Here is a 24,803-nt window from a genome sequence, read left to right as displayed (position 1 = left end):
GGCGGACTCCCCGCGGGGAGTCCGCCCGGCCCTTCGACCCCGTCGGCCGGTCAGCTGTCCGCGTCACCCGTGCCGCGGTGGCCGAGACCGGTGCGCGCGGTGGTGGGGATGCGGCCCAGCCGGCCCGCCTGGAAGTCGTCGAACGCCTGCTGCAGCTCGTGCTGGCTGTTCATCACGAACGGCCCGTAGTGCGCCATCGGCTCCCGGATCGGGCGTCCGCCGAGGAGCACGACCTCCAGGTCCGGGGCGTTGGAGTCCTGGGACTCGTCCGCCCGCACCGTCAGCGAGCCGCCCTCGCCGAAGACGGCCGTCTGCCCGGTCGCGAGGGGCCGGCGGTCCTCGCCGACGGACCCGCGCCCGGCCATGACGTACGCCAGCGCGTTGAAGTCCTCGCGCCACGGCAGGGTGATCTGCGCGCCCGGCGAGACGGTCGCGTGGATCATCGTGATCGGGGTGTGGGTGATGCCCGGCCCCTGGTGCCCGTCGAGCTCACCGGCGATCACCCGGAGCAGGGAGCCGCCGTCCGGGGTGGTCAGCAGCTGGACCTGGCCGCCGCCGATGTCCTGGTAGCGCGGGGGCATCATCTTGTCGGAGGCCGGGAGGTTCACCCACAGCTGCAGGCCGTGGAACAGCCCGCCGGACACGACGAGGGACTCCGGCGGGGCCTCGATGTGCAGGAGGCCCGAACCGGCGGTCATCCACTGCGTGTCACCGCCGTTGATGACGCCGCCGCCGCCGTTGCTGTCCTGGTGGACGAAGGTTCCGTCGATCAGGTACGTGACGGTCTCGAAGCCGCGGTGCGGGTGCCAGGGGGTGCCCTTGGGCTCGCCGGGCGCGTACTCCACCTCACCCATCTGGTCCATCATGATGAACGGGTCGAGGTACCGGTAGTTGATCCCGGCGAACGCGCGGCGCACCGGGAATCCCTCACCCTCGAACCCACCGGGAGCGGAGACGACGGCCAGCACCTTGCGCGCGACGGCGGCCTGCGGCTCGGCCACTCGCGGAAGGGTCAACGGGTTCTCAACAGTCACTGCGGGCATGGTCAGGACCTCCTTCTGCGTCGAGTTTAGTTGAAACTCGAACTTTCTGCCACACCCACAGAACAGAGGGGCCCCGGAGGAAATTTCCTCCGGGGCCCCAGCAGTCCCGACCTGCGGTTACGGCGAGACGATCACCGAGTTGATCGGCGTGAGGTCGACCGCCACCCACTGGTCGACGGGCATGTTGGTACAGCTCCCCGTGCCGTTCCAGCCGGTGCACAGCCTGAACTTCCAGTTGGAGGTCTGGTTGTTCAGGACCCAGTGCCATCCGTACTGGTTGCTCAGGTTGTAGGTGCCCGCCCGCGACCACTTCAGCGACGGGGTGACCGGCACCGCGTCCTGCGGGTAGATGCACGCGAAACCGGAGGGGCACCCGGCCACCGTGTGGTCGGACGCCTGGGCGGATCCTGCCGCCAGGACCCCCGTACCCAACGCCATCACCCCCGCGGCCGCCACAGCCCCGAGCTTCGCGCGTAACGACGTACGTGACATCGCAGTCTCCCTGTCCCTAGGAGCGGGTGTCCCCCCGCGGCACCGATACTCACCGGCCGCGGCCCCCGCCGCGATCCTTTCGGGCAGGGCCGAAGCGTGGCTCAGCCGCCGCTGTGCAGGAGGTCCACGCCCAGGCCCGTCACCGAGTGGAGGACCGCCCTGCCGTCCCGCTCGGTGGTGATCAGACCGGCCGCGCGCAGGGTGCGGGTGTGCTCCGAGACGGAGGGGAGGCTGATGTCGAGATCCCTGGCCAGCTCGCTGGTCGTGCGGCGGCGCACGAGCAGCTGGAGCACCGCCGCCCGGGTGCGGCCCAGCAGCGCGTCCAGGGCGCCTTCGGCCGGACCCGCGGCGGTCAGCGGCAGCGGGGTCAGCGCCGGGTAGAGCAGAACGTGCGGCCCGTCCGGGTGCTCGGCCACCAGCGGGCGGCCCGTCCAGAACGGCGAGGGCATCAGCATCAGCCCGCGCCCGCCGAGGCGCACCTCGAAGTGCGGCGGCCGGGCCACCTCGAAGACGGTCCCCGACCAGCCGGCCGCCGGGTGGGTGCTGGCCAGGCACGCCTTGATGCCGTGGGTGGCCAGCAGCCGGGTCCGCCAGGCGACGTCCGCCTGGAAGGACTGGCGGATCCGGGCCCAGTGCGGGGCCACCAGGGTCTCGTGCCCGGCGCGGAGCGCCCCGTCGAGCTGGTCCCAGGCGCCGTGGTCCCGCCGCCACAGGGCACGCAGCCAGGAATCCGGCCCGGGGGCCCGCGCGGCCGCGCGGGCGAGCTGCTCGGCCGTCAGCAGCGGCGCGGCGTCCCGTACCGCCGCCAGGCCCTCCTCGAGGGTGGCCGCGTACGGCTCGACGAACGGGAGGTTGTCGCCGTCGGGGCGCAGGAGGTCGAGCAGCGGACGGGCCCGGCCGGGCAGCTCCCTGCCGACCTGGCTGCGCCAGCGGCCGAAAACCGCCGGTTCATCGGTGCGCTGCCAGGCCACCAGGGCCATCGCCAGCTCCACCATGGGCAGCGGCTCGGTGGCGAACCTGATGCCGAGCAGGTCCTCGGCCGTGAAGTGCACCCGCAACATCGCCCCGCCCCCCGTCAGGCGCCGCCGGACCGGTCGCCGTCTGCGCGGCGATGGCGTCTAGCCGTCCGCGCAGCAATGGCGCCTAGCCATACATCCGGCGCATCGCGAAGTCGACCATCTGCTCGACGGCCTTCGCGTCGAAGACCATCCGGTGGTCGCCCTCCATGTCGAGGACGAAGCCGTACCCGGTCGGCAGCAGGTCGATCACCTCGGCGCCGGTGATCACGAAGTACTTGGACTCCTTGCCGGCGTACCGGCGCAGTTCCTTGAGCGTGGTGAACATGGGGATGACCGGGTGCTGTGTGTTGTGCAGCGCCAGGAATCCGGGCGTGTCGCCGCGCGGGCAGTAGACCTTCGAGGTGGCGAAGATCTGCTGGAAGTCCTCCGCGGAGAGGGACCCGGTGGTGAAGGCCCGCACGGCGTCGGCGAGCGACGGCGGTGACGGCTCCGGGTACAGCGGCGGCGTCTGCTGCGCGTAGCCCTGCGGGGGCTGCTGCGCGTACTGCTGCTGGGCGCCCGGGTTCTGGTCATAGCCGTACATGGGGCGAAGCCTACCGACCGGCCGCGGGACGCCGGACACGGATTTCCCGCCAGGCTTGACGCTGGTCACAGTCGTCAGGGGTTGCGCCTTATTACCGGCGGGTAGCATCATTACGTTACCGATTGGTATGTACGAGGAACCTGTCTCCCCGAGCCTTAACGGAGCCGTCGCCATGGGGCACTACAAGTCGAATCTCCGCGACATCGAGTTCAACCTCTTCGAGGTGCTCGGCCGCGACAAGCAGTACGGCACCGGTCCGTTCGAGGAGATGGACACCGAGACCGCCAAGAGCATCCTGTCCGAGCTGGCCCGCCTCGCCGAGAACGAGCTGGCCGCCTCCTTCGAGGACGCCGACCGCAACCCGCCGGTCTTCGACCCGGCCACCAACACCGCGCCCGTCCCGGCCTCCTTCAAGAAGAGCTACGAAGCCTTCATGGAGTCCGAGTACTGGCGCCTGGGCCTGCCCGAGGAGATCGGCGGCACCACCTCGCCCCGCTCCCTCATCTGGGCCTACGCGGAGCTGCTGCTCGGCTCGAACCCGGCGATCTGGATGTACTCCTCCGGCCCGGCGTTCGCCGGCATCCTCTTCGAAGAGGGCAACGAGGCGCAGAAGAAGGTCGCCCGGATAGCCGTCGAGAAGCGCTGGGGCTCCACCATGGTCCTCACCGAGCCGGACGCCGGCTCGGACGTGGGCGCCGGCCGCACCAAGGCCGTCCAGCAGGAGGACGGCTCCTGGCACATCGAGGGCGTCAAGCGCTTCATCACGTCCGGTGAGCACGACATGGAGGAGAACATCCTCCACTACGTCCTGGCGCGCCCCGAGGGCCACGGCCCCGGCACCAAGGGCCTGTCCCTCTTCCTCGTCCCGAAGTTCCACTTCGACTGGGAGACCGGCGAGCTGGGCGAGCGCAACGGCGTCTACGCGACGAACGTCGAGCACAAGATGGGCCTCAAGGCCTCCAACACGTGCGAGATGACCTTCGGCGACCAGCACCCCGCCAAGGGCTGGCTGATCGGTGACAAGCACGACGGCATCCGCCAGATGTTCATGATCATCGAGTTCGCGCGGATGATGGTCGGCACGAAGGCCATCGCCACCCTCTCCACCGGCTACCTGAACGCGCTGGAGTACGCCAAGGAGCGCGTGCAGGGCCCGGACCTGGCGAACTTCATGGACAAGACCGCGCCCAAGGTCACCATCACGCACCACCCCGACGTGCGCCGCTCGCTCATGACGCAGAAGGCCTACGCCGAGGGCATGCGCGCCCTCGTCCTCTACACGGCCTCCGTGCAGGACGAGATCCAGGTCAAGCAGGCCGCGGGCGAGGACGCCTCCGCCGAGATCGGCCTGAACGACCTGCTCCTGCCGATCGTGAAGGGCTACGGCTCCGAGAAGTCGTACGAGCAGCTCGCGCAGTCCCTGCAGACCTTCGGCGGCTCCGGCTACCTGCAGGAGTACCCGATCGAGCAGTACATCCGCGACGCCAAGATCGACACCCTCTACGAGGGCACCACGGCCATCCAGGGCCAGGACTTCTTCTTCCGGAAGATCGTCCGCGACCAGGGCGCCTCCCTGAACGTCCTCTCCGAGACGATCAAGAAGTTCCTGGCCGAGGCCGTCGGCGGCGAGGAGCTGGCCGGCGCCCGCGACGCGCTCGCCAAGGCCGCGGTCGACCTGGAGGCCATCGTCGGCCAGATGATCGTCGACCTCACCGCCACCGGCGAGGACGTCAAGAACATCTACAAGGTCGGCCAGAACACCACCCGCCTGCTGATGGCCTCGGGTGACGTGGTCGTCGGATACCTGCTGCTCAAGGGCGCCGCCGTGGCCGCCGAGAAGCTGGCCACCGCCGCCCCGAAGGACGTCCCCTTCTACACCGGCAAGATCGCTGCCGCGAAGTTCTTCGCGTCGCAGGTCCTGCCGAACGTCTCGGTCCAGCGCCAGCTGGCCGAGGTGGTCGACAACTCCCTCATGGAGCTCGACGAGGCCGCCTTCTAGGCCGGTCGCGCCCCGCGCACACGCACCAGCGGCCGGGCCCCCACACAGGGGCCCGGCCGCTGGCGCGTACCCGGCCCCGGGCCCCTGTCCTGCGGCTTTCCGCTATGTCAGTCGTTCATGGGACGCTCGTACACATGAGTCCACAGGATCAGCACGGCAGCAGGGGGTACTCCGTCCCCACCGGGCGTCCGTACGCCCTCAAGGAGCTGCAGGCGAGCCTGGGCAGCCTCGGCGACCACCTGCGCGAGCTGTACGACGGCGCCCACCCCGCCGAGTACGACACCATCGCCGACGCGCTGTACGTGGCCTTCCAGACGGCCACCGGACTGGCTCCCGCCAAGAGCTACACCGGCTGCCCCGAGCACCCCAACGGCGCCCTGGACCCCGAGGCACCCGAGGGCTGGGGGCGCTGCCTCATCTGCAACGACCGCCGACGCCTCGGCCGGCGCGGCCGCGGCGGCCCGCCCGCCGCCCCCGCCGGAGAGCAGCGGCGCCTGGGCTACCCCGTGCCGGACCCCCCGTACACGCTCCAGCGGCTGCGCACGTACGTGCGTGCCGTCGAGGACCAGCGGTTCCACCTGGGCCTGTCCTCGCCCGCCGAGGACTTCGTCCGCATCGCCGACGACCTGCACCGCGCCTTCATCGTCGCCCGCGAACTGTCCCGGCCACGCAACGCCTCGGGATGCGCCGAACATCCCGGCGCGCCGATAGACCCCGACGCTCCTGCCGGCGAGGGCTGTATCTTCTGCGCCGGACGCAAGAGACGCGCGCAGCGCTCCCCGCAGACCCCCGAGATGCTCCCGCGCATCCGCCGGGGCGAGCGCAGGCAGCTGCAGCGCCGATTCGAGCGTCCGCCGGGCTGAAAACCGACGGGACCGCAGATCACCCACCCTGCGGACCCAGACCACCGGCCATCCCTCGCAGTCCGGCCATGGCGAACACGACCGTCGTTAAGGTGATCCACATGAGCTCTCCCGCCCGCTTCGACCGCGGCCACACCGACGATCTGATGACCTTCCTGACGGCCAGTCCGTCGCCGTACCACGCCGTCGCCAACGCGGCGGAGCGGCTGGAGAAGGCAGGCTTCAGGCAGTTGTCGGAAACGGACGCCTGGGATGCGGGCACCGGGGGCAAGTTCGTGCTCCGCGGCGGTGCGCTCATCGCCTGGTTCGTCCCCGAGGACGCGACCCCGCACACCCCGTTCCGGATCATCGGCGCACACACCGACTCCCCGAACCTGCGGGTCAAGCCGCTGCCGGACACGGGCTCACAGGGCTGGCGGCAGATCGCCGTCGAGATCTACGGCGGCACCCTGCTCAACACCTGGCTGGACCGCGACCTGGGCCTGGCCGGGCGGCTGACCCTGCGCGACGGCAGCGAGCGCCTGGTGAACGTGGACCGCGCACTGCTGCGCGTCCCCCAACTGGCCGTCCACCTCGACCGGTCGGTGAACAGCGACGGCCTCAAGCTCGACAAGCAGCGGCACATGCAGCCGATCTGGGGCCTGGGCGACGTCCAGGAGGGCGACCTGATCGCCTTCCTGGAGGAGGAAGAGGGCCTGGAGCAGGGCTCGGTGGCCGGCTGGGACCTGATGGTGCACTCCATCGAGCCGCCCTCGTACCTGGGCCGTGACCGCGAGCTGGTGGCCGGCCCGCGCATGGACAACCTGCTGTCGGTGCACGCGGGCGTCGCGGCCCTGGCGGCGGTGTCCACTACCGACAAGCTCGAACACATCCCCGTGCTGGCCGCCTTCGACCACGAGGAGAACGGCTCGCAGTCCGACACCGGCGCGGACGGCCCGCTCCTGGGCAACGTGCTGGAACGTTCAGTCTTCGCCCGCGGGGGCTCGTACGAGGACCGCGCGCGCGCCTTCGCCGGCACCATCTGTCTGTCCTCGGACACCGGCCACGCCGTGCACCCCAACTACGGTGAGCGGCACGACCCGACGCACCACCCGCGCGCCAACGGCGGACCGATCCTGAAGGTCAACGTCAACCAGCGGTACGCGACGGACGGCAGCGGGCGCGCGGTGTTCGCCGCCGCCTGCGAGCGGGCCGGCATCCCGTGGCAGACCTTCGTCTCCAACAACTCGATGCCGTGCGGCACGACGATCGGCCCGATCACCGCGGCCCGCCACGGCATTCAGACGGTGGACATCGGCGTCGCGATCCTCTCGATGCACAGCGCCCGCGAACTGTGCGGCGCGGACGACCCGTTCCTGCTGGCGAACGCCCTGGTGGCCTTCCTGGAGGGCTGAGCCCCCAGGAAGGCCACCACCGGCTACCCCTCGGCGTCCATGCCCGCGAGGACGAGGGGCAGCCGGGAGGCGCCGTCGGCCGTGACGCGGACGGGCACGCCCCAGTCCTGCTGGTGGACGTGGCAGGCCGGGTACTCGTTGGCCGGGTCGTCGTCGCAGGACGCCGCCATCGCCGAGACGTGCAGAACGCCCTCGGTGACGTCCGGGTTCAGCGCGAGCTCCCGGAACAGGTCGGTCCCGGCGCCCTCGCCGTCCGCCAGCAGCCCGGGCGGGGTCGAGGAGACGAGCAGCCGGGTGGAGGGCCCGTAGCGGGTGTCGAGCTTCTGCCCGCTCGGGGCCTGGAAGACGATGTCGAGGCGGAGCGTGCCGGGCGCCACCTCGGTGGCGGCCCGCTGCGTACGGTGGGCGACCGCGTCCACCCGTACCGCCTCCTCCGGCAGGCGCAGCCGGGTCAGCCGGTGCCGGGCCGACTCCACGACCACGATGTCCTCGCCGACCAGCACGGCGTCGCTGGGCTCGCGCAGATCGGTCGCCAGGGTCGAGACCTGCCCGGTCGCGGGGTCGTAGCGGCGCAGCGCGTGGTTGTACGTGTCGCACACCGCGACCGAACCGTCGGGCAGGGCGGTCACCCCGAGCGGGTGCTGGAGCAGCGCCTGGGCCGCGTCGCCGTCCCGGTGCCCGAAGTCGAACAGCCCCGTGCCGACGGCGGACTTGATGACGTACCCGGCCGCCGGGTCCTCGGCGGCCTCCACGTACCGCAGGGCGCTGGTCTCGGAGTCGGCGATCCACAGCCGGTCCCCGGCGGCCGCGAGCCCCGAGGGCTGGGCGAACCAGGCCTCGGCGGCGGGCCCGTCGAGCAGCCCCTCATTGGTCGTACCGGCCGCGACCCCGACCGTCCCGGCCTCCGGGTCCCAGGTCCACAGCTGGTGCACACCGGCCATGGCGATCCAGACCCGGCCCTGCCACCAGGCCACGTCCCACGGCGAGGACAGGTCCACCTCCAGCGCCGGCCCGGAGGTCGGCGACCCCTGCCACCACTGCCGGCCGGTGCCGGCGACGGTCTCGACCTGCCCGGTGGCCGGGTCGTAGGTGCGCAGCGCGTGGTTGACGGTGTCCGCGACGACGACCTTCCCGTCGGGCAGCAGCGCCAGCCCTTGCGGCTCGCTGAAGCTGTCCCCGGCGAAGCCGCGCTCGCCGCTGCCGATGCGGCGTACGACGCTCTCCCCGTCGGCGGCCAGCTCCACGAGCTGGTGCCGCGTCGAGTCCGACACCAGCAGGTTCCCGGACGGCAGCAGCAGCCCCTTCCCGGGGAACCGCAGGGCGCCGGCCACCGGCTCGGGCGCCACGTACGGCCCGTCCCCGCGCCGCAGCGTGCCCTTGGCCTCGTGCTCGGCCTCCAGCTCCTCGACCAGGCGGGCGATGGCGTGCGCGTGCCCCTCACCGGCGTGCTGGGCGACGATGTACCCCTCGGGGTCGATCACGACGAGCGTGGGCCAGGCGCGTACGGCGTACTGCTTCCAGGTCGCGAGCTCGGGATCGTCCAGCACGGGGTGGTGCACCTGGTACCGCTCGACGGCATCGACCACGGCGGCGTGCTCGGCCTCGTGCACGAACTTCGGCGAGTGCACGCCGATGATCACGACGGTGTCGCGGTGCTTCTCCTCCAGCTCGCGCAGCTCGTCGAGAACGTGCAGGCAGTTGATGCAGCAGAAGGTCCAAAAATCAACAACAACGCACTTACCTCGCAGGTCAGCGAGGGTGAGCTCCTTGCCTCCGGTGTTCAGCCAACCACCCTTGCCGATCAGCTCGGGGGCACGGACACGGGCACGGCGGGGCGCAGGCGCGGGGGTGGGCGCCGAGGCAGCATCGTTCATCCTTCAAGCTTGCCATCCGGGTATGAACACCGGATCACGCGTATGCGGCAAGGACCACGACGGGGGAGCGACGGATGACGGAGGACGGCAGAGCGGCGGTGTTCATGGCGCTGCCGGAGACCGCGGAGGACCGGCAGGAGGAGGCGTTCGCCGGGGCGCTGGCGGACGTCGTCCGGGTGCTCGGGCTGGACGTCGCGCGCGAGCCGGAGACCGACGGCGGGCTGACCTGGGAGCACCGCGCCCGGGCGGTGTTGCGCGAGGCCTGCCGCCAGGGCCTGGTCCTTTCCGACGAGTCCTTCGGCGTACTGGTCCGGGCCGGGGTCCACGACCCCAACCCGAGCTCCAACCGTCAGTTCATCGAGCCGGCCCTGAACGCGTTCGGGCACCACCGCGTCCAGACCGCCCTGCTCGAGTACCTGCGCACGGGAACCGACCTCGAACGGGCGGGCGCCACCCGCGCCTGGTACTGGTCGGCCATGCCCCTGCGGATGCCCCTCGTACGGGCGGCGCACCCGGCCGCGGCCGGGGACGGCCCGTGCGTCGTGGCCGAGTGGGACGACGCCGCGCTGCGCGAGTTCGTGCGCAACGAGAACGTGAGCGTCCGCCGGCGCATCCTGCCGGGTCTGCCGCTGCGGAAGGCGGCCCACCCGCCGGAGCTGCACGCCCTGGTGGACGAGGCGGTGGCGATTGCCCGGTCCCATCCGGACGAGTACATCCGCCACCGCGTGGAGCACCAGGTCGGCGGCTGACGTCCGCTGCGGCGGCCGCCGGCCGATGTGCACTCGCAGGGGTGACGACGGGCGGCAGGACCCCGTGGGAGCCTGGTGCCAGGAAGCAAGGGAGGCGTCCGGAATGACCACCGAGCACGACTACAGCGAAGGCGTCGATCCCGAGCGCGCGCTGAAGTACGCCATCCAGCACCACAGCGGGGACCGCACCGAGATCGTCGAAGGGGTCATCAGCAACGTGACGCCGAGTTGGGACCACGAGAACGCGGCCGAAGAGATTCGCGATCAGATCCGACCGCGGGTCAAGGAGCTGGACTGCGTCACCGGCTCGGGCAACCTGGACCTCCCGGGCTCGCCGAATTGGTACGTGCCCGACCTCGCCGTCGTTCCCAAGGCGCTGGCGAAGGGGGGCAGCGCTCTCCTGCCGGACCAGGTGCTGCTCGTCGTCGAGATCACCTCCGAGTCCAACGCCGGGACCGACCGTGTCGTCAAGCGCAAGCGGTACGCCGAGTACGGGGCACCGCTGTACCTGCTGGTCGACCGGGAGGAGGCGACCGTCACACTGTTCGCGCAGCCCGGTCGGCTCGGATACACCAGGGTGGACGGGCCCCACCCGTTCGGGACGCCGGTGCGGCTGCCCGAGCCGTTCGGGATCGACCTCGACACCAGCGGGCTCTAGCCGACACCCGGTAGCGTGCGGGAACGTGACAGTCAGCACGCCGCCGAGCGGGCGGATATTCGATGCCGTGAACGCCACCGCCGTCCGGAGCACGGACGGATTGCGCGAGCTGTACGAGAACCCGGGGGAGCTGGCCCGCCGCAAGGCCGTGGACCGGATCCACGGGGCCGCCCGGGCGGTCATCGGGCAGTCGTCGCTGGTGTTCGTCGCCAGTACCGGGGCCGACGGGAGCTGCGACGTCACGCCCCGGGGCGGGCCGCCCGGATTCGTGGCCGTGCTGGACGAGTTCACCCTCGCGCTGCCCGACGCCACCGGCAACAAGCGGCTCGACACCGCCCACAACATCGTGGAGACGGGCCGGGCCGGGCTGATCTTCGTCATCCCCGGGCGGGCCACCACCCTGCGGGTGAACGGGCGGGCCTGCGTATCCGCCGATCCGCGGCTGCTGGAGCAGCTGACCGCCGTCGGCAAGCCCCCGCGGAGCGCGATCGTGGTGGAGGTCGAGGAGGCCTACCAGCACTGCCCGAAGGCGTTCCTGCGCAGCAACGCGTGGAAGCCGGAGCAGTGGCTCGCCGAGGACGCCGTCCCGAGCTCCGCCGAGATCACCCTCTCCCACGTGGATCTCCCCGGTCTGACGATCGAGGAGATCCGGCGGCAGGAGCGCGACTCCCTGCTGCACCGCTACGAATGAGCGAAGAGGGCGCTCAGGCGGGGCAGTCGGGCCGTCATCTCGTCCGTGTCGTCGAAGTCGAAGTCCCAGGACGGGTCCAGGTCCGGGTAGCTGATCGTGAAGGAGTCCGCGGGGAGCTCGCGGCCGGTGCCGGTCTCGTGGGCGGTCCAGGCTATCGAGAGGGCGTCCTCGTCCCACAGCTCGAGGCCGTCGGCCGCGGCCGCGCGGACCGCGGGGTGCGCGGCCAGGGAGTCGGGGTCGGTCACGGCCGTCTCGAAGGCCTCCTGGCCCTGGGTGAGGAGCCAGCCGCGGAAGTAGTCGAAGCCGTCGTCCGAGCAGCCGCCGTTGATCAGGTAGGCGGCGGCCCAGAGCGGCGCCCGGTAGGACTCGGCGAGCAGGTCCCACAGCACCTGCTGGGCCTGGGCCATCTCGGTCTCCGGGCGGTCCGCCAGGAGTTCCGCGGCGCGCGCGGCCACGCCCTCCGGTTCCGCGTCGGCGCGGGCCGTCTCGATCAGCTTCCAGAACGTCTGCTTGTCCATGGGGAAAGCCTGGCAGCCGGGTCTGACATCAGGCGGTGGTGCCGAGGAAGGTGTGGAGGGATCTTGTGAGCGCGCCGACGAACGCGTCCTGCACCGGCGCCGGGACGAGGTCCAGGGAGAGGTAGGGGTTCAGGTCCTCCAGCTCGACGAGGAGCAGTTCGCCCGACGGCGCCCGGCAGGCGTCCACGCGCTGGATGCCGTGGTCGAGGGTGTTCCAGGCGATGAAGGAGCGGGCGAAGGCCAGGTCCGCCTCGGTCGGGGTGTAGAGCTGCAGCTCCCAGCGGCGGGCCGGATCGGGGGCGTACAGCGCGTACTGGAAGGCGTCGTCGACGAAGTAGAAGGACACTTCGTACGTGAAATCGATGCGCGGCTGGATCAGCACGGCCCCGGCCGGGCCGGCCGGTGTCGCGGTGAAGGTGAGGCCGATGGAGTCGGCGCCCTGCTTCGGCTTGACCGCGTACTGCGGCACCTGCGGCAGCTCCGCCAGCCGGGCGGGGTCGTCGACCGTCGGGATGACCGGGTAGCCGGCGGCGGTCAGGTCCAGGAGGTACTGCTTGCCCGCCATGTCGGCGCGGCCGGTGAGCGGGTTGTAGACGCGGGTCCCGGCGGCGAGGGCGGCCGCGCGGAAGGAGTCGTATGCCTCCTGGTAGTGCAGGACCGGACCGCTGTTGCGGATGATCACCGCGTCGAAGCCCAGCGGGAGGAGTGCCTCCGCGTCGGCGGGGTGGCACAGGGCCAGGTCGAATTCGGCGCGCAGCCGGGACGTGAGGAATATGTCCTCGTCGCAGTAGCGGCGGCCGCGTGCGGGATACGCCAGGTCGGTCACGTAGAGCAGGGGCATGAGGGCAACCTATCGCGGGCACTGATCAGCGCATGAAATACCTCGTTCGGGACAAAATGCTGGCCATCGGGGACGACTACTGGATCGAGGACGAGGACGGTCGGCACGCCTTCCTCGTGGACGGGAAGGCGCTGCGCTTCCGGGACACGCTGGAGCTGAAGGATCCGGACGGGCTGATCCTGATCACCCTGCGGGAGAAGCTGTTCACCCTGCGGGACGCGATGACTCTGGAGCGGGACGAGCGGCGGCTCGCGGTGATCCGCAGGAAGCGGCTGTCGCTGCTGCGGGGCCACTTCCGCGTGACCCTGGCCGAGGGCACCGAGCTCGATGTCAGCGGGCGGATCCTGGACCGCGAGTTCAAGGTCGAGTACGACGGGGAGCTGCTCGCGCTGGTCTCGCGGCAGTGGTACCGGGTCCGTGAGACGTACGCGGTGGACGTGGTGCGCGAGGACGCGGACGCGGCGCTGCTGATCGCGGTCGCGGTGTGCGTGATCCGGATGGCGGAGAAGGAGCGCGAGGACGACGCCTGAAGGGTTCTGCGCCCCCAGGTGCGGAGGGCGGGGGGCTCCGGGAGGGCTTCGCGCGGGCGGTCGGGGAGCACCCGGGCCGCGGGGCCGCAGGGGCCGGGGCCCTGGCCGCCCCGGATCCTGCGCCGCGGCTCACTGCAGGGGCAGCACCAGTACGTCGTACGCCGGGTGCTCGTCCCCGTAGCGGGCGCGGCCGACCTTCCGGTAGCCCCACGCGGCGTAGGCCGTCCGTGCGGGTGCGGCCCCGGGCTCGGGCCGGGTGGTCAGCGTGGCCCGCTCGGCCCGCTGGTCCTCGATCAGGAGCCGGTGCATCCCGGCCGCGACGCCCTGCCGCCGCCAGGCCCGCCGCACGGCGAGTTCGGCCACGTTGAACGTCCGCCGTCCGTCCTCCTCGGTGCAGGGGCCTTCGAGCGGTTCCTCCAGGGCGCTCCACCACCCCGTGTCCGCGGGCAGCGGTAGCCGTACGAGAAGCCGACGAGCTGGTCGCCCTCCCGCGCCAGGACCATGCGGAAGCCGTCCCGGGTCGCCTGCCGGCGGGCCCGCGCGAGGAAAGCGGCGGCGTCCTCGGGGCCCTCGCAGTACGGCGGCTCCGCGTAGATCTCCCGGTAGGCGGCTGCGACGGTGTCCAGCTGCCGTACGGCCGCCTCGGCCTTCCGGATCCGCTCGAACGTCACTCCGGTGGTCACGCCCGGCCGCCGCGGCCCAGGCGGCGGTCCTTCAGGGCCGGGAACTGGGCGCGGGTGTCGGTGACCTTGGCAGGGTCGAGGTCCACCGTGAGGACCTCCTCGCCGGGGCCCGCCTCGGCCAGGACCTCGCCCCACGGGTCCACGACCAGGCTGTGCCCGGCCTGTTCCACGCCCGCGTGGGTGCCGGCCAGCCCGCACGCCAGGACGTAGGACTGGTCCTCGACGGCCCGGGCCCGGTTGAGCAGGGTCCAGTGCGAGCGGCGGCGCGCCGGCCAGCCCGCCGCGACGACCATGGTGGTGGCCCCGGCATCGACCAGGCCGCGGAACAGTTCCGGGAAGCGCAGGTCGTAGCAGGTGGCGATGCCGAGGGTCTGCTCCGGCAGGGTCACCGTGGTCAGGGAGTCGCCGGCCGACATCAGCACCGCCTCGCCCTGGTCGAAGCCGAAGCGGTGGATCTTGCGGTAGGTGGCGGCCAGCTCGCCCGCCGGGGAGAGGACGAGGGCGGTGTTGTAGAGGGACCCGTCGCCGGCGCGCTCCACGACCGAGCCCGCGTGCAGCCAGACGCCGGCGTCGCGCGCCGCCTTGGACATGGCCTCGTAGGTCGGGCCGTCCAGCGGTTCGGCCTCGGTCTCGAACTGCTCGTAGGCGAAGGCGCCGACCGGCCACAGCTCGGGCAGGACGACGAGATCGGAGCCTTCCTGCTCCCGTACGAGCTCGGCCACGCGGGCACGTCGGGAAGACACCGACTCGCCCTCGTTCACTGCGATTTGGATCAGCGAGGCGCGCACACTACCACCGTCCTGGCGTTCAAGCCGTCAACTCGGGCCTACGATCGTCACACGAAAGCACTGCCGGGGTGCTCACCGGCAGCGTAGTTTTGGAAACTGAGTCCACAGCTTCCGAAACGCGCCATTGAACAGCACCGCGAGGGGTCCCGTTGACCGTCCATCCGCATCCCGCCCTCCAGCCCTATGCCGACGCGTGGACGCACTCCATCGAGGCGATATCCGAGTTGGTCCTCCCTCTGTCGGAGGGCGAGTGGAACCGGGCGACGCCGTGCCCGGGCTGGTCCGTCCGCGACGTCGTGTCCCACATCATCGGCATCGAGTGCGAGCAGCTCGGGGACCCGCGACCGATCCACACCGTGGCACGGGACCTGCGTCACGTGGTGGACGAGTTCAGCCGGTACATGGAGGTGCAGGTCGACGTACGGCGTCACCACACCGCGCCGGAGATGACCTCGGAGCTGGAGTACACCGTGATCCGGCGCGCGCGCCAGCTGCGCAACGAGAAGCGGGATCCGGCCACGATGGTGCGCGGGCCGCTCGGTGACCAGGTGACGCTGGAGCACGCGCTGCGGCTGCGGGCGTTCGACGTGTGGATCCACGAGCAGGACCTGCGGGCGGCGCTGGGGGTGCCGGGGAACTGGGACTCGCCGGGTGCGTACGTGGCGCGGGACCTCCTGCTGGCCGGGCTGCCGAAGGTGGTGGCCAAGCGGGCGGGGGCGCCGGCGAACTCGGCGGTGGTGATCGACGTGCACGGTCGGCTGGAGTTCATGCGGACGGTACGGGTGGACGCGGACGGCCGCGGGACGGTGGACAAGTCGCCGTCGCTGGGCCCGGCGGTGACCCTCACCCTGGACTGGGAGACCTACGTCCGCCTGGCGGCCGGACGCGTGCGGGCGCACACCGTCGCGGACCGGGTGAAGGTGGAGGGCGACGTCGAGCTGGCGGACGCCATCCTCACGCAGTTCTCCGTGACCCCGTGACCCCTTAGGGCCAGGGGCTAGGTGCCGGGCGCACGGCACAGCCGTGTGGCCCGGGCGGATGTGCGGCGGAACTCCGTCGGGCTGATCCCGTACGCGTTGCGGAAGGTACGACTGAAGGCCGCGGCGTTGGTGAAGCACCAGCGGGCGCCGATCTCGTGGACGGGGCGGCCGGCCAGCTCGGGGCGGGCCAGGTCCGTGCGGCACCGCTCCAGACGGCGGCGGCGGACGACGGCCGTGAGGCTTTCGGGACCCTCGTGGAAGAGCAGGTGCAGTGCGCGTACGGAGATGCCGTGGGCGGCGGCGATCAGGGCGGGGGAGAGCGCCGGGTCCCCGAGGTGGTGCTCGATGAAGGTGCCGATCCGCTCACGCAGGGCGCGGATGCGGGCCTCGGCGGGCAGTTCCCCGTAGGCGTCGAGGCGTTCGGCGAGGCAGGCGGCGGCCAGCTCGACCACGGCCGTGCCGAGGTGGCGCAGCTCCTGCGGCCCGCAGTCGGAGCCGTGCTGCCCGAGGGAGGAGATGAAGCGCGCCAGGACGGCCGCCAGGCCGCTCTCCGCGCCGATGCGGTGGCCGAGCAGCGGATCGAGCCGGCCGGCGCGCAGCGGCAGCACGGTCTTCGGCAGTTGGACGACCAGTGCCCGGAGCGTGCCGTCGCCCGGGCGGCAGTCGGCCTCGAAGGGGTGCGAGGTGTCCCAGAGGATCATGTCTCCGGGGGCGAGCTCCGCGTCGCTGCCGCACTGGGACATCCACATCCGGCCGCGGGTCAGCACGGACAGTTGGTACTGCTCCGGGTCCGCGCGCCGGATGAGCGCCGGGGTGCGGCGCGAGCGCACGTGGGAGTACTCGAAGGCGGAGACCTGCACGGCGCCCATGTCCAGCACCGCCGCCTCCGCCTGGAAGTCGGCGGTCCGTTCGCTCCTGAGCGCGGTGGGCATCAGCGAGTTGGAGATGACGTCCGTGAACCAGTCGAACCTCTCCACCGTCGGCACGGCGGCGGCGGACAATTTCGTCCACATCTCCGGCAGATCACCCCTCCCGATACCGGTCGCCCGGCGGCGACGGCGGCCCTACGGCGCCTCGCGCCCGGCTGTTTCCGGGAGGGGACACGCTCGGGACACCGGCTGCGGTTCCTGTGCGGGGACCGTGGCGCCGCTCCGGGCGGCTTCGCGGGCCAGGGCGCGCGGGCGGAGCCGCAGGATGCTGACGACGCCCACCGTTTCGAGGACGAAGACCGTGGAGAAGGCGATGCGGTAGTTGTCTCCGGTGGCGTCCAGCAGGACGCCCACCGCCAGCAGCGTGGTCATGGACGCGATGAAGCCGCCCATGTTCGTGATCCCGGAGGCGGTGCCCTGGCGCTCCGGCGGATTGGCCGGGCGGGCGAAGTCGAAGCCGATCATCGACGCCGGTCCGCAGGTGCCGAGGACCAGGCACAGGGCGACCAGCAGCCACATCGGCGCACGGTCGCCCGGGTACACGAGGACCGCCGCCCACAGCAGGGCCGTGAGGCCGACCGTGCCGAGGGCGAGCGGGATCCGGGCGGACTGGCGGCGGCCGACGATCTGGCCGTAGACCAGTCCGATCGCCATGTTGGAGGCGACGACGAGCGTGAGCAGCCCGCCCGCGGTGGTCCGGGACAGCCCCTGCGCCTCGACCAGGAACGGCATCCCCCACAGCAGCAGGAACACCATCGCGGGGAACTGCGTGGTGAAGTGCACCCACAGGCCGAGCCGGGTGCCGGGTTCGGCCCAGGACTCGCGTATCTGGCGGCGTACGAAGCCTCCGGAGGCCCCCGGGCCCTTGGGCGCGGGCGCCGGCCCGTGCCCCTCGGGGTGGTCCCGCAGGAACAGCACCAGCGGTACCAGGACCACCAGGCCCGCCACCGCGCTGCCCGCGAAGGCGGCGGTCCAGCCGACGCCGTGCAGGACGGGGGCGAGGACGAGGGTGGAGACGAGATTGCCGGCCATGCCGACCAGGCCCGCCAGCTGCGCCACCAGCGGCCCGCGCCGGGCCGGGAACCACCGGGTGCCGAGCCTCAGCACCGATATGAAGGTCATGGCGTCGCCGCAGCCGAGCAGCGCCCGTGCGGCGAGTGCCATCCCGTAGGAGGGCGACAGCGCGAAGCCGAGCTGGCCGACGGTGAAGAGCACCGCGCCCAGGGTCAGCACCTTCTTGGTGCCGAGCCGGTCGACCATCAGGCCCACCGGTATCTGCATGCCCGCGTAGACGAGCAGCTGGAGGAGGGAGAAGGTGGCCAGCGCCGAGGCGTTCACGTGGAAGCGGTCGGCGGCGTCGAGGCCGGCCACGCCCAGGCTGGTGCGGAAGATCACCGCCACGAAGTAGACGGCGACGCCGATGCTCCAGACGGCGACGGCCTTCCCGCCGCCCGGCGGGTCGGCGGGCACGTGCGGCCCGACGGGGGAGGCGGTCACCGGCCCGGCCCCCGCACCAGGGCCTCGACGCGCCCGATGTGCCCGCGGACCGCCGCGGCGGCCGTGTCCGCGTCCCCGGCCCGCAGGGCGTCCAGGATCTCGGCGTGTTCGGCGAGCGTCCGCTCCAGCCGCTCCGGGTGGGCGTGCAGTACGGCGACGCCCATCCGCAGCTGCCGGTCGCGGAGTTGGTCGTAGAGCCGGCACAGGATCTGGTTCCCGGCGCTGCGCACGATCTCCGCGTGGAAGCCCCGGTCGGCGGCCATCATCGCGGCGAGGTCGCCGGCGGCGGCGTGCCGGCGCTGCTCGTCGAGCAGGGCGGCGAGCCGGTCCAGCAGGCCCGGTGGGGCCGGCACGGCTCTGCGTACGGTGAACTCCTCGACCAGCAGCCGGGTTTCGAGGACGTCGGTGATCTCCTGTGCGGAGACCTGGAGGACCAGTGCGCCCTTCTTCGGGTACAGCTTCAGCAGCCCCTCGGTCTCCAGCCGCAGCAGCGCCTCGCGGACGGGGGTGCGGGACACCCCGACGGCCGTGGCGAGTTCGCCCTCGGTGAGGAGGGTGCCGCCTTCGTAGCGCCGGTCGAGCACCCCTTGCTTGACGTGCTGGTAGACGCGGTCGGCGGCGGTCACGGTACTGGCGGGGGCTGACATGCGCACAGGATAGATACAACAGAGGTGCAAGCGGCTGCGGGTCCAGGATGTGGACCCGCATCGACCACGGGCAGGACCCGCCGCCACCACGGCCGCCGCGGGCTCGGGGGGGATGAGCGGGGGCCCGCCCGCTGCATCGAAGGATGTACCGCGCCTTCGTCCGCCCGCAGGACGTACGGGCTCCCGCGCCCCGGGACGCTGAAGTCATGGCCGACACCCTGCTCACCGCGGCGGCGCAGAAGACCGCCCGGCTCCCCCTCCTGGACGTCCTGCGCGGCGCCGCCATCCTCGGCACGCTCATGACCAACGTCTGGATCTTCACCTCCCCCGGATCGGAGTGGGGGGTGCTGCAGGGCGGGCTGAAGCCGCCCGATCCGCTCGCCGACCCTTCCGCCGCGAACCTCGCGGAGAGCGTCTTCCGCTTCCTCGCGGACGGCAAGTTCCTGGCGCTGCTGACGGTCCTGTTCGGCGTGGGCCTGGCCATCCAGTTCGACTCCGCAGCCCGCCGCGGCGAGCCCTGGCCCGGCCGTTACCCGCGCCGCGCCGCCTTCCTCTTCGTCGAGGGCACCGTCCACTTCGTGCTCGTCTTCGCCTGGGACGTGCTGATGGGGTACGCCGTCACCGCCCTCCTCGTCGCCTGGCTGCTGGCCCGCTCCGAGAAGGTGCGGCGCCGGGCCATGTGGACGGCCGCCGGGCTGCACCTGGCGCTGGTCTCCCTGGCGACCCTGGACGCGCTGAGCCGGCCCGCCGGGGCCCCGAAGAGCCCGGACCCGGCCGCCGTCGAGCTGTACGCCCACGGCAGCTATCCGGCCCAGATCGCCTTCCGCCTGGAGCACTTCCTCGCCCTGCGCATCGAGCCGGTCATCTCCTTCGGGCTGCTCGTGTTCCTCTTCCTCCTCGGAGTGCGGCTGCACCGCGCCGGCGCCTTCACCGCCACGGCCGAAGGCCGCCGCATCCGGACCCGGCTGGTCGCCTGGGGGCTGGGCCTCGGACTGCCGCTGAACGCCGCGACCACCCTCGGCGGCAGCGACTTCTACCTCCTGGGCCGCTACGGCGCCGCGCCGCTGCTCGCCCTCGGCTACATCGGCCTGATCGGCATCGCCCTCGACCGGCGGTGGATCCCGGCCCCCGTGGCCACCGCCCTCGGCTCCGTCGGCCGCACCGCCCTGTCCTGCTACGTCGCCCAGAACCTGCTCTGCATGCTGCTCTGCTACGGCATCGGGCTGGGCCTCGCCGACCGCCTCGGCGGCAGCGGTCCCTGGTGGGTGATGGGCTTGTGGGCCGGCGTGAGCCTTGCCCTGGCGGCCGGGTCGTCGCTGTGGCTGCGCCGCTTCGACCACGGCCCCCTGGAGGCCGTGCAGCGCACGGTCCTCAGGCCGCGCCGGTGATCTCCGTGACCTCCACGTCCAGCACGAACTCGTCGTACGGGGCCTCGTCCGGGTAGGGCGGCCGGACCTGCGCGAAGCGGATCCGGGCCCGGCCCCCGCCCGGGGGGCGGCCCCGGACGACGTAGCTCCGCTCCACCTCCGCCCCCGGCAGCGGCACCCCGGCTGCCGGGGTCTGTGCTGCCGGGGCCTCCGCCACCGACACCACGTCCGCGTCCCCGGTGACCTGCCAGGTCCACACGTACCCGCGCGCGCCGCGCCCGGTGAGCTTCAGCTCGTACGGCTCGCCCGGGCCCAGCACGATGCTCCGTACCTCCACGACCGCCCGGTCCTCTCAGACGGGGCCGATCACCGACCCCTCGTGCCAGCCCGCGCCGTCGCGCCAGTAGTGCTGAAGACGGCGGTCGGTGCGCAGGACTATGACTTCCAGGTTGAACCCGAAACTGCCCTGGAGCATCCCGGTGACCGAAGCGACGTCGTGCCCGAAGACCGCGCTGCACCGCCAGGGCGAGCCGCTCGCGTTGCCGCGCCACCAGTGCTCCACCCGGCCGCCGGCGACGGCCACGCACAGCTCGTAGTTCCCGGCGGTGTCCTCGTCGGCGGCCCCGAACTGCCCCTCGACCAGGCAGGGCGCGGAGACGGCCGCCGTACCGCTGCCGAAGATCTCCCCGGCGCGCCACGCGAATCCGTTCGGATCGTCGCGCCACCACAGCTGCATGCGGCCGTCGGTGCGGGTGGCGACGAGGTCGAGGTGGCGGCCGCGGGTCTGGACGAGGGCGGGCCCGTAGTGGGCGATGCCGTAGGCGAAACGGCCGCCGTCGTTCCAGGTCCAGGGGGCGCCGTTGATCCGCCACCAGTGGTTGAGGCGGCCGTCGGCGGTCCGGACGACCACCTCGAAGTTGCCCGGCTTGCCGTAGTCGCTCTGGATGAACGCCGGGGTCGATCCCACGGCCGCGTCACCCGGACCGAAGACCCCTCCGTCGCGCCAGGCCCCGCCGGACTGCTCGTAGTACCAGTGGCGCAGCCGGCCGCCGGTGGTGACGTGCAGGGACTCCATGTTCCGGTTGTAGGTGGTCCCGGTGAAGGCGGGCTGGCCGGAGGCGTCGGTGGCGAAGGTGCCCGCGCGGGCCCAGGCGAACGGGGAGTCCCCCTCGCGCCACCAGTGCTGCAGGCGGCCGCCGCCGGGGGCGGTGGCGAGGAGCTCGAAGTTGCGGTGCGCGCGGCCGTTGCCGCTCTCGTAGACGTTGCCGGTGTGCAGGCGGCGCTTGGTCCACGGGTCGATGTTGGTGCCGCGCAGCCCGCACTTGGCCCAGTGGTCGATGTTGACCTCGCCGTAGGCGATCCGGCCGTAGCCGCCGACGTGGTAGCCCGTCCCCCAGGAGTTCTTGAACAGCCAGCAGCCGGCCGCGTCGTCGTAGCCGACGATCAACACGCAGTGCCCGCCCGCGAGATGGTCGCTGGTGCGGTGGTAGACGCCGGATCCGAGCCCGAAGAAGTCGTCGTAGACGTCGAAGCAGGCGGTCAGCGGGCCGACCGTGTCCAGCCAGACCTTCTGCTGTTCCACGTCGCCGAGGCGGACGTAGTCGGTGATCCGGACGGTCCGGCCGGACCGGTCCCAGCTGGGCGTGTACTCGGCGCGCCAGGCGTCGCGGCGCGCGGCCGGCAGACCCGCGGGCGGGGTGCTGTACGGCCAGCAGTCCGGATCGGCGAGACCGCCGTTCGCCTTGACCCAGTCCAGCGCGGTCTCCGGGTTGCTGCCCTGCCCGCAGGTGAAGCGCAGGCCGTCGTGCACGTCCCCCTCGGAGCGCTCCGCCCATACGTCGTGCTCGATCCGGGCCATGGACTCCACCAGGCCCGCGGCGCCGAAGGCCCAGCAGGAACCGCACGGGTTCTGGTCCTTCACCTTGGTGATCCACGGCCAGCCCCAGCGGCTGCGCCAGTCCACGGCGGCGGGCCGGGCTCCGACCACCGGCCCCTGCACACCGGGCAGCAGCCCGTGGGCGGCCCGGCGCCGGGTCAGGTGCGGATTGCCGCTCTCGTGGCCGATGATCCCCGGGAGATCGATCACCCCCACGTCCTCGGCGGGCGTCAGGTTCGCCCCGGGCTCCAGACCGAGCGAGGGCCGCGGCACGGGCTCCTCGTCGGCGAGATGCTCCAGGACGGACCAGCGCGCTCCCCGTGCGACGAGCTGCGCACGCAACTCCCCCACCGACTGGACAGACTCCTCCGGCATGGCGGCCCCCCAGCTGCAACCGTTCGGATTCAAGATTCGGGAGCGTCCCCCCGCTGCACGGGGGCGTCAAGGGGGTCCGCACGGTCGCGTGGTGGCACGAGGGGGCGTGCCGCTCCGGCGGTGGCCGAAACCACGCCCGCACCGGCCGGTCAGCCGTCCAGGGAGATCGCGTTCTTGGCGCGGGCCACCGATTCCTCGGAGGCGGGGCCGCCGGGGTTCTCCGTCGCCAGCGCCTGGTTGAGGGTGACGAAGGGGCGCATCCGCTCCTCGTAGCGGGCGTATGCGCCGTGGTGGTCGCCGGGCGCCTGCGCGAGGCAGTCGGCCAGCACGTGGGCGCCCACCAGGGCCAGGCCGGTGCCCTGCCCCGAGAGGGGGGAGGGGCAGTAGCCCGCGTCGCCGAGCAGGACCACCCGGCCCCGCGACCACCGGTCCATGCGGACCTGGGCCATCGCGTCGCAGTAGAAGTCGGGCGCCGTGCGGGCGGCCGCGGCCAGGCGGGCCCCTTCCCAGCTCAGGGACTCCAGCCGGTCGACGACGGTCCGCCGCAGGGCCTCACCGGTACGCAGCTCCGGGGCCAGGGGCGCGGACTCGAAGCCGAAGGCGATCCGGAGTTCGGAGTTGTCGCGCACGGGCATGATGCCGAAGCCCATGTCCCCGTCCCGCAGCCACATCTGCCAGTCCTCCAGGGCGAGGAAGTTGTCCGCGCCGAACACCGAGAGGTAGGTGCCCAGATGGTGGGTGAAGCGCTCCTCGGGTCCGAAGGCCAGGCGCCGCACGGTGGAGTGCAGCCCGTCCGCCCCGACGACGAGGTCGAAGGTGCGCGGCGCGGCGTGCGCGAACCGGGCGCGCACGCCGCTCCCTTCCTCGTCGAGCCCGGTGATGCTGTCGCCGAAGAGGTACTCGACGTCCGCGCGGGTGTGCTCGTGGACCATCCTCACCAGGTCCTCGCGCAGCACCTCGATGTCCTCGCCGTCGAGCCGGCCGCTGCTGAAGGTCGACTCGGTGGAGCGGCCGACCTCGCTGCCGTCGGGGCCGAGGATCGACATGCCGCGCATCCGGGTGCGCACGCGGGCCACCCGGTCGAGCAGGCCCATGCGCTCCACGACGTCGAGGGCGACGCCGCGGATGTCCACGGCCTGCCCGCCGCCGCGCACGCCGGGGGCACGCTCGACGACGGTGGGCTCGAAGCCGTGGTGACGCAGGCGGTGGGCGAGGACGGGCCCGGCGATGCCGCCGCCGGAGATGAGTACGGTCCGCATGAGGAGCTCCTTCGCTGGGTCTGTACGCTGTACGCACTCTGAATGTACGACGTACATGCAGCCTCCTCAACAGGCAAAATGACGCTCCTGTACTAGACCAGGCCCGACCCGAAGGACATCGCCGCTGCTACCCTCTGCACTAGTACAGGAAAGAGAGGCGGCAGAACGTGACGCAGACCACAGGCCCGGCCGGCGATCCGCCCTACCTGCGCATCGTCGCCGCGATCCGGCAGCGCATCGCGGACGGGGAACTCGCCCCCGGGGACCGGGTCCCCTCCACCCGGCAGATCGCCGCCCAATGGGGCGTCGCGCTCGCCACCGCCACCAAGGCGCTGACCACCCTGCGCCTGGAGGGCCTGGTCGAGGCCCGCCCCCGGATCGGCACGGTCGTCGCCGGAAGCACCCCGCTCGCGCCCGCCGCAGCGCCCCGCAGCCGTCCGTCACCCGCCGCGAACACCCCGGCGGCCCCGGCCTCCGATCAGGAGCTGACCCTCGACCGGATCGTCCGCAGCGCCATCGACATCGCCGATGCCGAAGGACTCGCGGGGCTCTCCATGCGCGGTGTCGCGGCCCGGCTCGGCGTCGCGGCCATGTCGACCTACCGGTACGTCCCGAGCAAGGAGGACCTGGTCCTCCTCATGGCCGACGCCGCCTTCGGGGAGGAGTCCTACCCCGCCGAGGCCCCCGCCCACTGGCGGGCGCGCATCGAGATGGGCGCCCGCACCCTGTGGGGCCTGTACCGCAAGCACCCCTGGCTGGCCCAGATCAGCTCCCTCACCCGCCCGTTGCTCCTGCCCAACCTGCTGGTCCACGGCGAGTGGATGCTGGCCGCCCTCGACGGCCACGGACTCGACCCCACCACCCTCTTCGACATCCACGTCCTGCTCTACAGCCATGTGCAGGGCCTGGCCGTGCACATGGAGATGGAGGCCAACGCCGAAGCCGCCACGGGCCAGTCGGAGGACCAGTGGATGGACAGCCGCGCCCCCGTCCTCCAGGAACTGGTGGACTCCGGCCGCTTCCCGACATTCGCCAGGATCGTCGGATCCTTCGAGGACGGCTACGACCTGCGGCTCGACGCGCTCTTCGAGTCGGGCCTGCGGGCCCTCCTCGACGGACTCACCCCCGTCGTCGAAGGCTAGGCTCGG

General features: G+C 72.1%; 25 protein-coding genes. 10 read left to right on the top strand and 15 right to left on the bottom strand.

Annotated elements, in window-relative coordinates:
• Positions 1-50: 50 nt before the first annotated feature.
• The 4 genes from ACWGE1_RS18270 to ACWGE1_RS18255 form a co-directional block, all read right to left on the bottom strand.
• Positions 51-1,043, bottom strand: a complete 993-nt coding sequence (locus ACWGE1_RS18270; RefSeq protein ID WP_453421516.1) for a pirin family protein — start codon at positions 1,041-1,043, stop codon at positions 51-53.
• A 117-nt stretch (positions 1,044-1,160) separates the two neighbouring features.
• Positions 1,161-1,535 carry a hypothetical protein gene (locus tag ACWGE1_RS18265; RefSeq protein WP_453421515.1) on the bottom strand — a complete coding sequence of 125 codons (375 nt, stop codon included), beginning with the start codon at positions 1,533-1,535 and terminating at the stop codon, positions 1,161-1,163.
• 101 nt (positions 1,536-1,636) lie between these two features.
• Positions 1,637-2,596, bottom strand: coding sequence for a DUF5937 family protein (locus ACWGE1_RS18260; protein WP_453421514.1), 960 nt, complete (start codon positions 2,594-2,596; stop codon positions 1,637-1,639).
• Between the two features lie 82 nt (positions 2,597-2,678).
• Positions 2,679-3,137 carry an SseB family protein gene (locus tag ACWGE1_RS18255; RefSeq protein WP_453421513.1) on the bottom strand — a complete coding sequence of 153 codons (459 nt, stop codon included), beginning with the start codon at positions 3,135-3,137 and terminating at the stop codon, positions 2,679-2,681.
• 172 nt (positions 3,138-3,309) lie between these two features.
• Between ACWGE1_RS18255 and ACWGE1_RS18250 the strand changes: the two genes are divergently transcribed.
• The 3 genes from ACWGE1_RS18250 to ACWGE1_RS18240 all read left to right on the top strand — a co-directional run bounded on the left by ACWGE1_RS18250 (position 3,310) and on the right by ACWGE1_RS18240 (position 7,393).
• A complete protein-coding gene (locus tag ACWGE1_RS18250) occupies positions 3,310-5,136 on the top strand; it encodes an acyl-CoA dehydrogenase (RefSeq protein WP_453421517.1) in 1,827 nt (608 codons plus the stop codon).
• A gap of 134 nt (positions 5,137-5,270) precedes the next feature.
• Positions 5,271-5,999 carry a hypothetical protein gene (locus ACWGE1_RS18245; RefSeq protein WP_453421512.1) on the top strand — a complete coding sequence of 243 codons (729 nt, stop codon included), beginning with the start codon at positions 5,271-5,273 and terminating at the stop codon, positions 5,997-5,999.
• 101 nt (positions 6,000-6,100) lie between these two features.
• Entirely contained in the window at positions 6,101-7,393 is a 1,293-nt protein-coding gene (locus ACWGE1_RS18240; protein WP_453421511.1) for a M18 family aminopeptidase, read from the top strand.
• A gap of 23 nt (positions 7,394-7,416) precedes the next feature.
• Here ACWGE1_RS18240 and ACWGE1_RS18235 read toward each other — a convergent pair whose 3' ends face one another.
• Positions 7,417-9,267 (bottom strand): NHL domain-containing thioredoxin family protein, encoded by a 1,851-nt coding sequence (locus ACWGE1_RS18235; protein WP_453421510.1) that lies wholly within the window; start codon positions 9,265-9,267, stop codon positions 7,417-7,419.
• A gap of 74 nt (positions 9,268-9,341) precedes the next feature.
• On the opposite strand from ACWGE1_RS18235, the gene ACWGE1_RS18230 reads away from it, so the two are divergent.
• The 3 genes from ACWGE1_RS18230 (at position 9,342) to ACWGE1_RS18220 (ending at position 11,365) form a co-directional block, all read left to right on the top strand.
• Entirely contained in the window at positions 9,342-10,016 is a 675-nt protein-coding gene (locus ACWGE1_RS18230) for a hypothetical protein (RefSeq protein WP_453421509.1), read from the top strand.
• Positions 10,017-10,119: 103 nt separating this feature from the next.
• Positions 10,120-10,674: a Uma2 family endonuclease gene (locus tag ACWGE1_RS18225; RefSeq protein ID WP_453421508.1), complete on the top strand. Its 555-nt coding sequence runs from the start codon at positions 10,120-10,122 to the stop codon at positions 10,672-10,674.
• Positions 10,675-10,699: 25 nt separating this feature from the next.
• The gene (locus ACWGE1_RS18220) at positions 10,700-11,365 is read left to right on the top strand and encodes an MSMEG_1061 family FMN-dependent PPOX-type flavoprotein (protein ID WP_453421507.1); all 666 of its coding nucleotides are present in this window, start codon (positions 10,700-10,702) and stop codon (positions 11,363-11,365) included.
• Here ACWGE1_RS18220 and ACWGE1_RS18215 read toward each other — a convergent pair.
• Both ACWGE1_RS18215 and ACWGE1_RS18210 read right to left on the bottom strand, forming a co-directional pair.
• A complete protein-coding gene (locus ACWGE1_RS18215) occupies positions 11,356-11,883 on the bottom strand; it encodes a DUF4240 domain-containing protein (protein WP_453421506.1) in 528 nt (175 codons plus the stop codon). The genes ACWGE1_RS18220 and ACWGE1_RS18215 overlap by 10 nt on opposite strands.
• Positions 11,884-11,911: 28 nt before the next feature.
• Positions 11,912-12,724: a hypothetical protein gene (locus ACWGE1_RS18210; protein WP_453421505.1), complete on the bottom strand. Its 813-nt coding sequence runs from the start codon at positions 12,722-12,724 to the stop codon at positions 11,912-11,914.
• A 32-nt stretch (positions 12,725-12,756) separates the two neighbouring features.
• On the opposite strand from ACWGE1_RS18210, the gene ACWGE1_RS18205 reads away from it, so the two are divergent.
• Complete coding sequence (locus ACWGE1_RS18205; RefSeq protein ID WP_453421504.1) at positions 12,757-13,254, top strand: LURP-one-related/scramblase family protein; 498 nt, start codon at positions 12,757-12,759, stop codon at positions 13,252-13,254.
• A gap of 129 nt (positions 13,255-13,383) precedes the next feature.
• Here ACWGE1_RS18205 and ACWGE1_RS18200 read toward each other — a convergent pair whose 3' ends face one another.
• Both ACWGE1_RS18200 and ACWGE1_RS18195 read right to left on the bottom strand, forming a co-directional pair.
• Positions 13,384-13,617 carry a hypothetical protein gene (locus ACWGE1_RS18200; RefSeq protein ID WP_453421503.1) on the bottom strand — a complete coding sequence of 78 codons (234 nt, stop codon included), beginning with the start codon at positions 13,615-13,617 and terminating at the stop codon, positions 13,384-13,386.
• Between the two features lie 316 nt (positions 13,618-13,933).
• Positions 13,934-14,725 (bottom strand): carbon-nitrogen family hydrolase, encoded by a 792-nt coding sequence (locus ACWGE1_RS18195; protein ID WP_453421502.1) that lies wholly within the window; start codon positions 14,723-14,725, stop codon positions 13,934-13,936.
• A gap of 149 nt (positions 14,726-14,874) precedes the next feature.
• Here ACWGE1_RS18195 and ACWGE1_RS18190 point away from each other — a divergent pair, with 149 nt between their 5' ends.
• Positions 14,875-15,705: a maleylpyruvate isomerase family mycothiol-dependent enzyme gene (locus ACWGE1_RS18190; protein ID WP_453421501.1), complete on the top strand. Its 831-nt coding sequence runs from the start codon at positions 14,875-14,877 to the stop codon at positions 15,703-15,705.
• Positions 15,706-15,722: 17 nt separating this feature from the next.
• Here the strand turns inward: ACWGE1_RS18190 and ACWGE1_RS18185 are convergent, their stop codons facing one another.
• From ACWGE1_RS18185 to ACWGE1_RS18175, 3 genes are read right to left on the bottom strand one after another with little or no spacing between them, the layout of a single operon-like run.
• Positions 15,723-16,718, bottom strand: a complete 996-nt coding sequence (locus tag ACWGE1_RS18185) for an AraC-like ligand-binding domain-containing protein (protein WP_453421500.1) — start codon at positions 16,716-16,718, stop codon at positions 15,723-15,725.
• A 51-nt stretch (positions 16,719-16,769) separates the two neighbouring features.
• Positions 16,770-18,131 (bottom strand): MFS transporter, encoded by a 1,362-nt coding sequence (locus tag ACWGE1_RS18180; RefSeq protein WP_453421499.1) that lies wholly within the window; start codon positions 18,129-18,131, stop codon positions 16,770-16,772.
• Positions 18,128-18,778 (bottom strand): GntR family transcriptional regulator, encoded by a 651-nt coding sequence (locus tag ACWGE1_RS18175; protein WP_453421498.1) that lies wholly within the window; start codon positions 18,776-18,778, stop codon positions 18,128-18,130. Before ACWGE1_RS18175 ends, ACWGE1_RS18180 begins: the two co-directional genes overlap by 4 nt.
• A 206-nt stretch (positions 18,779-18,984) precedes the next feature.
• Between ACWGE1_RS18175 and ACWGE1_RS18170 the strand changes: the two genes are divergently transcribed.
• Entirely contained in the window at positions 18,985-20,166 is a 1,182-nt protein-coding gene (locus tag ACWGE1_RS18170; RefSeq protein WP_453421497.1) for a DUF418 domain-containing protein, read from the top strand.
• Here the strand turns inward: ACWGE1_RS18170 and ACWGE1_RS18165 are convergent.
• The 3 genes from ACWGE1_RS18165 to ACWGE1_RS18155 form a co-directional block, all read right to left on the bottom strand.
• Positions 20,150-20,482, bottom strand: coding sequence for a hypothetical protein (locus ACWGE1_RS18165; RefSeq protein ID WP_453421496.1), 333 nt, complete (start codon positions 20,480-20,482; stop codon positions 20,150-20,152). The two genes, ACWGE1_RS18170 and ACWGE1_RS18165, sit on opposite strands and share 17 nt — an antisense overlap.
• Before the next feature lie 15 nt (positions 20,483-20,497).
• A complete protein-coding gene (locus tag ACWGE1_RS18160; protein ID WP_453421495.1) occupies positions 20,498-22,396 on the bottom strand; it encodes a C1 family peptidase in 1,899 nt (632 codons plus the stop codon).
• 149 nt (positions 22,397-22,545) lie between these two features.
• Positions 22,546-23,655: an FAD-dependent monooxygenase gene (locus ACWGE1_RS18155; protein ID WP_453421494.1), complete on the bottom strand. Its 1,110-nt coding sequence runs from the start codon at positions 23,653-23,655 to the stop codon at positions 22,546-22,548.
• A 167-nt stretch (positions 23,656-23,822) separates the two neighbouring features.
• On the opposite strand from ACWGE1_RS18155, the gene ACWGE1_RS18150 reads away from it, so the two are divergent.
• A complete protein-coding gene (locus ACWGE1_RS18150) occupies positions 23,823-24,797 on the top strand; it encodes a GntR family transcriptional regulator (RefSeq protein ID WP_453421493.1) in 975 nt (324 codons plus the stop codon).
• Positions 24,798-24,803 lie beyond the last annotated feature (6 nt).

The organism is Streptomyces sp. NPDC054932, assembly GCF_053610205.1.
Note: the sequence above shows the minus strand (reverse complement) of the source record. Positions and strands in the feature narration are given on the sequence as shown.

Bases quoted from the DNA above. Each gene is read 5' to 3' on its own strand.
- ACWGE1_RS18270 (WP_453421516.1), bottom strand. From the start codon at position 1,043: ATGCCCGCAGTGACTGTTGAGAACCCGTTGACCCTTCCGCGAGTGGCC.
- ACWGE1_RS18265 (WP_453421515.1), bottom strand. From the start codon at position 1,535: ATGTCACGTACGTCGTTACGCGCGAAGCTCGGGGCTGTGGCGGCCGCG.
- ACWGE1_RS18260 (WP_453421514.1), bottom strand. From the start codon at position 2,596: ATGTTGCGGGTGCACTTCACGGCCGAGGACCTGCTCGGCATCAGGTTC.
- ACWGE1_RS18255 (WP_453421513.1), bottom strand. From the start codon at position 3,137: ATGTACGGCTATGACCAGAACCCGGGCGCCCAGCAGCAGTACGCGCAG.
- ACWGE1_RS18250 (WP_453421517.1), top strand. From the start codon at position 3,310: ATGGGGCACTACAAGTCGAATCTCCGCGACATCGAGTTCAACCTCTTC.
- ACWGE1_RS18245 (WP_453421512.1), top strand. From the start codon at position 5,271: ATGAGTCCACAGGATCAGCACGGCAGCAGGGGGTACTCCGTCCCCACC.
- ACWGE1_RS18240 (WP_453421511.1), top strand. From the start codon at position 6,101: ATGAGCTCTCCCGCCCGCTTCGACCGCGGCCACACCGACGATCTGATG.
- ACWGE1_RS18235 (WP_453421510.1), bottom strand. From the start codon at position 9,267: ATGAACGATGCTGCCTCGGCGCCCACCCCCGCGCCTGCGCCCCGCCGT.
- ACWGE1_RS18230 (WP_453421509.1), top strand. From the start codon at position 9,342: ATGACGGAGGACGGCAGAGCGGCGGTGTTCATGGCGCTGCCGGAGACC.
- ACWGE1_RS18225 (WP_453421508.1), top strand. From the start codon at position 10,120: ATGACCACCGAGCACGACTACAGCGAAGGCGTCGATCCCGAGCGCGCG.
- ACWGE1_RS18215 (WP_453421506.1), bottom strand. From the start codon at position 11,883: ATGGACAAGCAGACGTTCTGGAAGCTGATCGAGACGGCCCGCGCCGAC.
- ACWGE1_RS18210 (WP_453421505.1), bottom strand. From the start codon at position 12,724: ATGCCCCTGCTCTACGTGACCGACCTGGCGTATCCCGCACGCGGCCGC.
- ACWGE1_RS18205 (WP_453421504.1), top strand. From the start codon at position 12,757: ATGAAATACCTCGTTCGGGACAAAATGCTGGCCATCGGGGACGACTAC.
- ACWGE1_RS18185 (WP_453421500.1), bottom strand. From the start codon at position 16,718: ATGTGGACGAAATTGTCCGCCGCCGCCGTGCCGACGGTGGAGAGGTTC.
- ACWGE1_RS18175 (WP_453421498.1), bottom strand. From the start codon at position 18,778: ATGTCAGCCCCCGCCAGTACCGTGACCGCCGCCGACCGCGTCTACCAG.
- ACWGE1_RS18170 (WP_453421497.1), top strand. From the start codon at position 18,985: ATGGCCGACACCCTGCTCACCGCGGCGGCGCAGAAGACCGCCCGGCTC.
- ACWGE1_RS18160 (WP_453421495.1), bottom strand. From the start codon at position 22,396: ATGCCGGAGGAGTCTGTCCAGTCGGTGGGGGAGTTGCGTGCGCAGCTC.
- ACWGE1_RS18155 (WP_453421494.1), bottom strand. From the start codon at position 23,655: ATGCGGACCGTACTCATCTCCGGCGGCGGCATCGCCGGGCCCGTCCTC.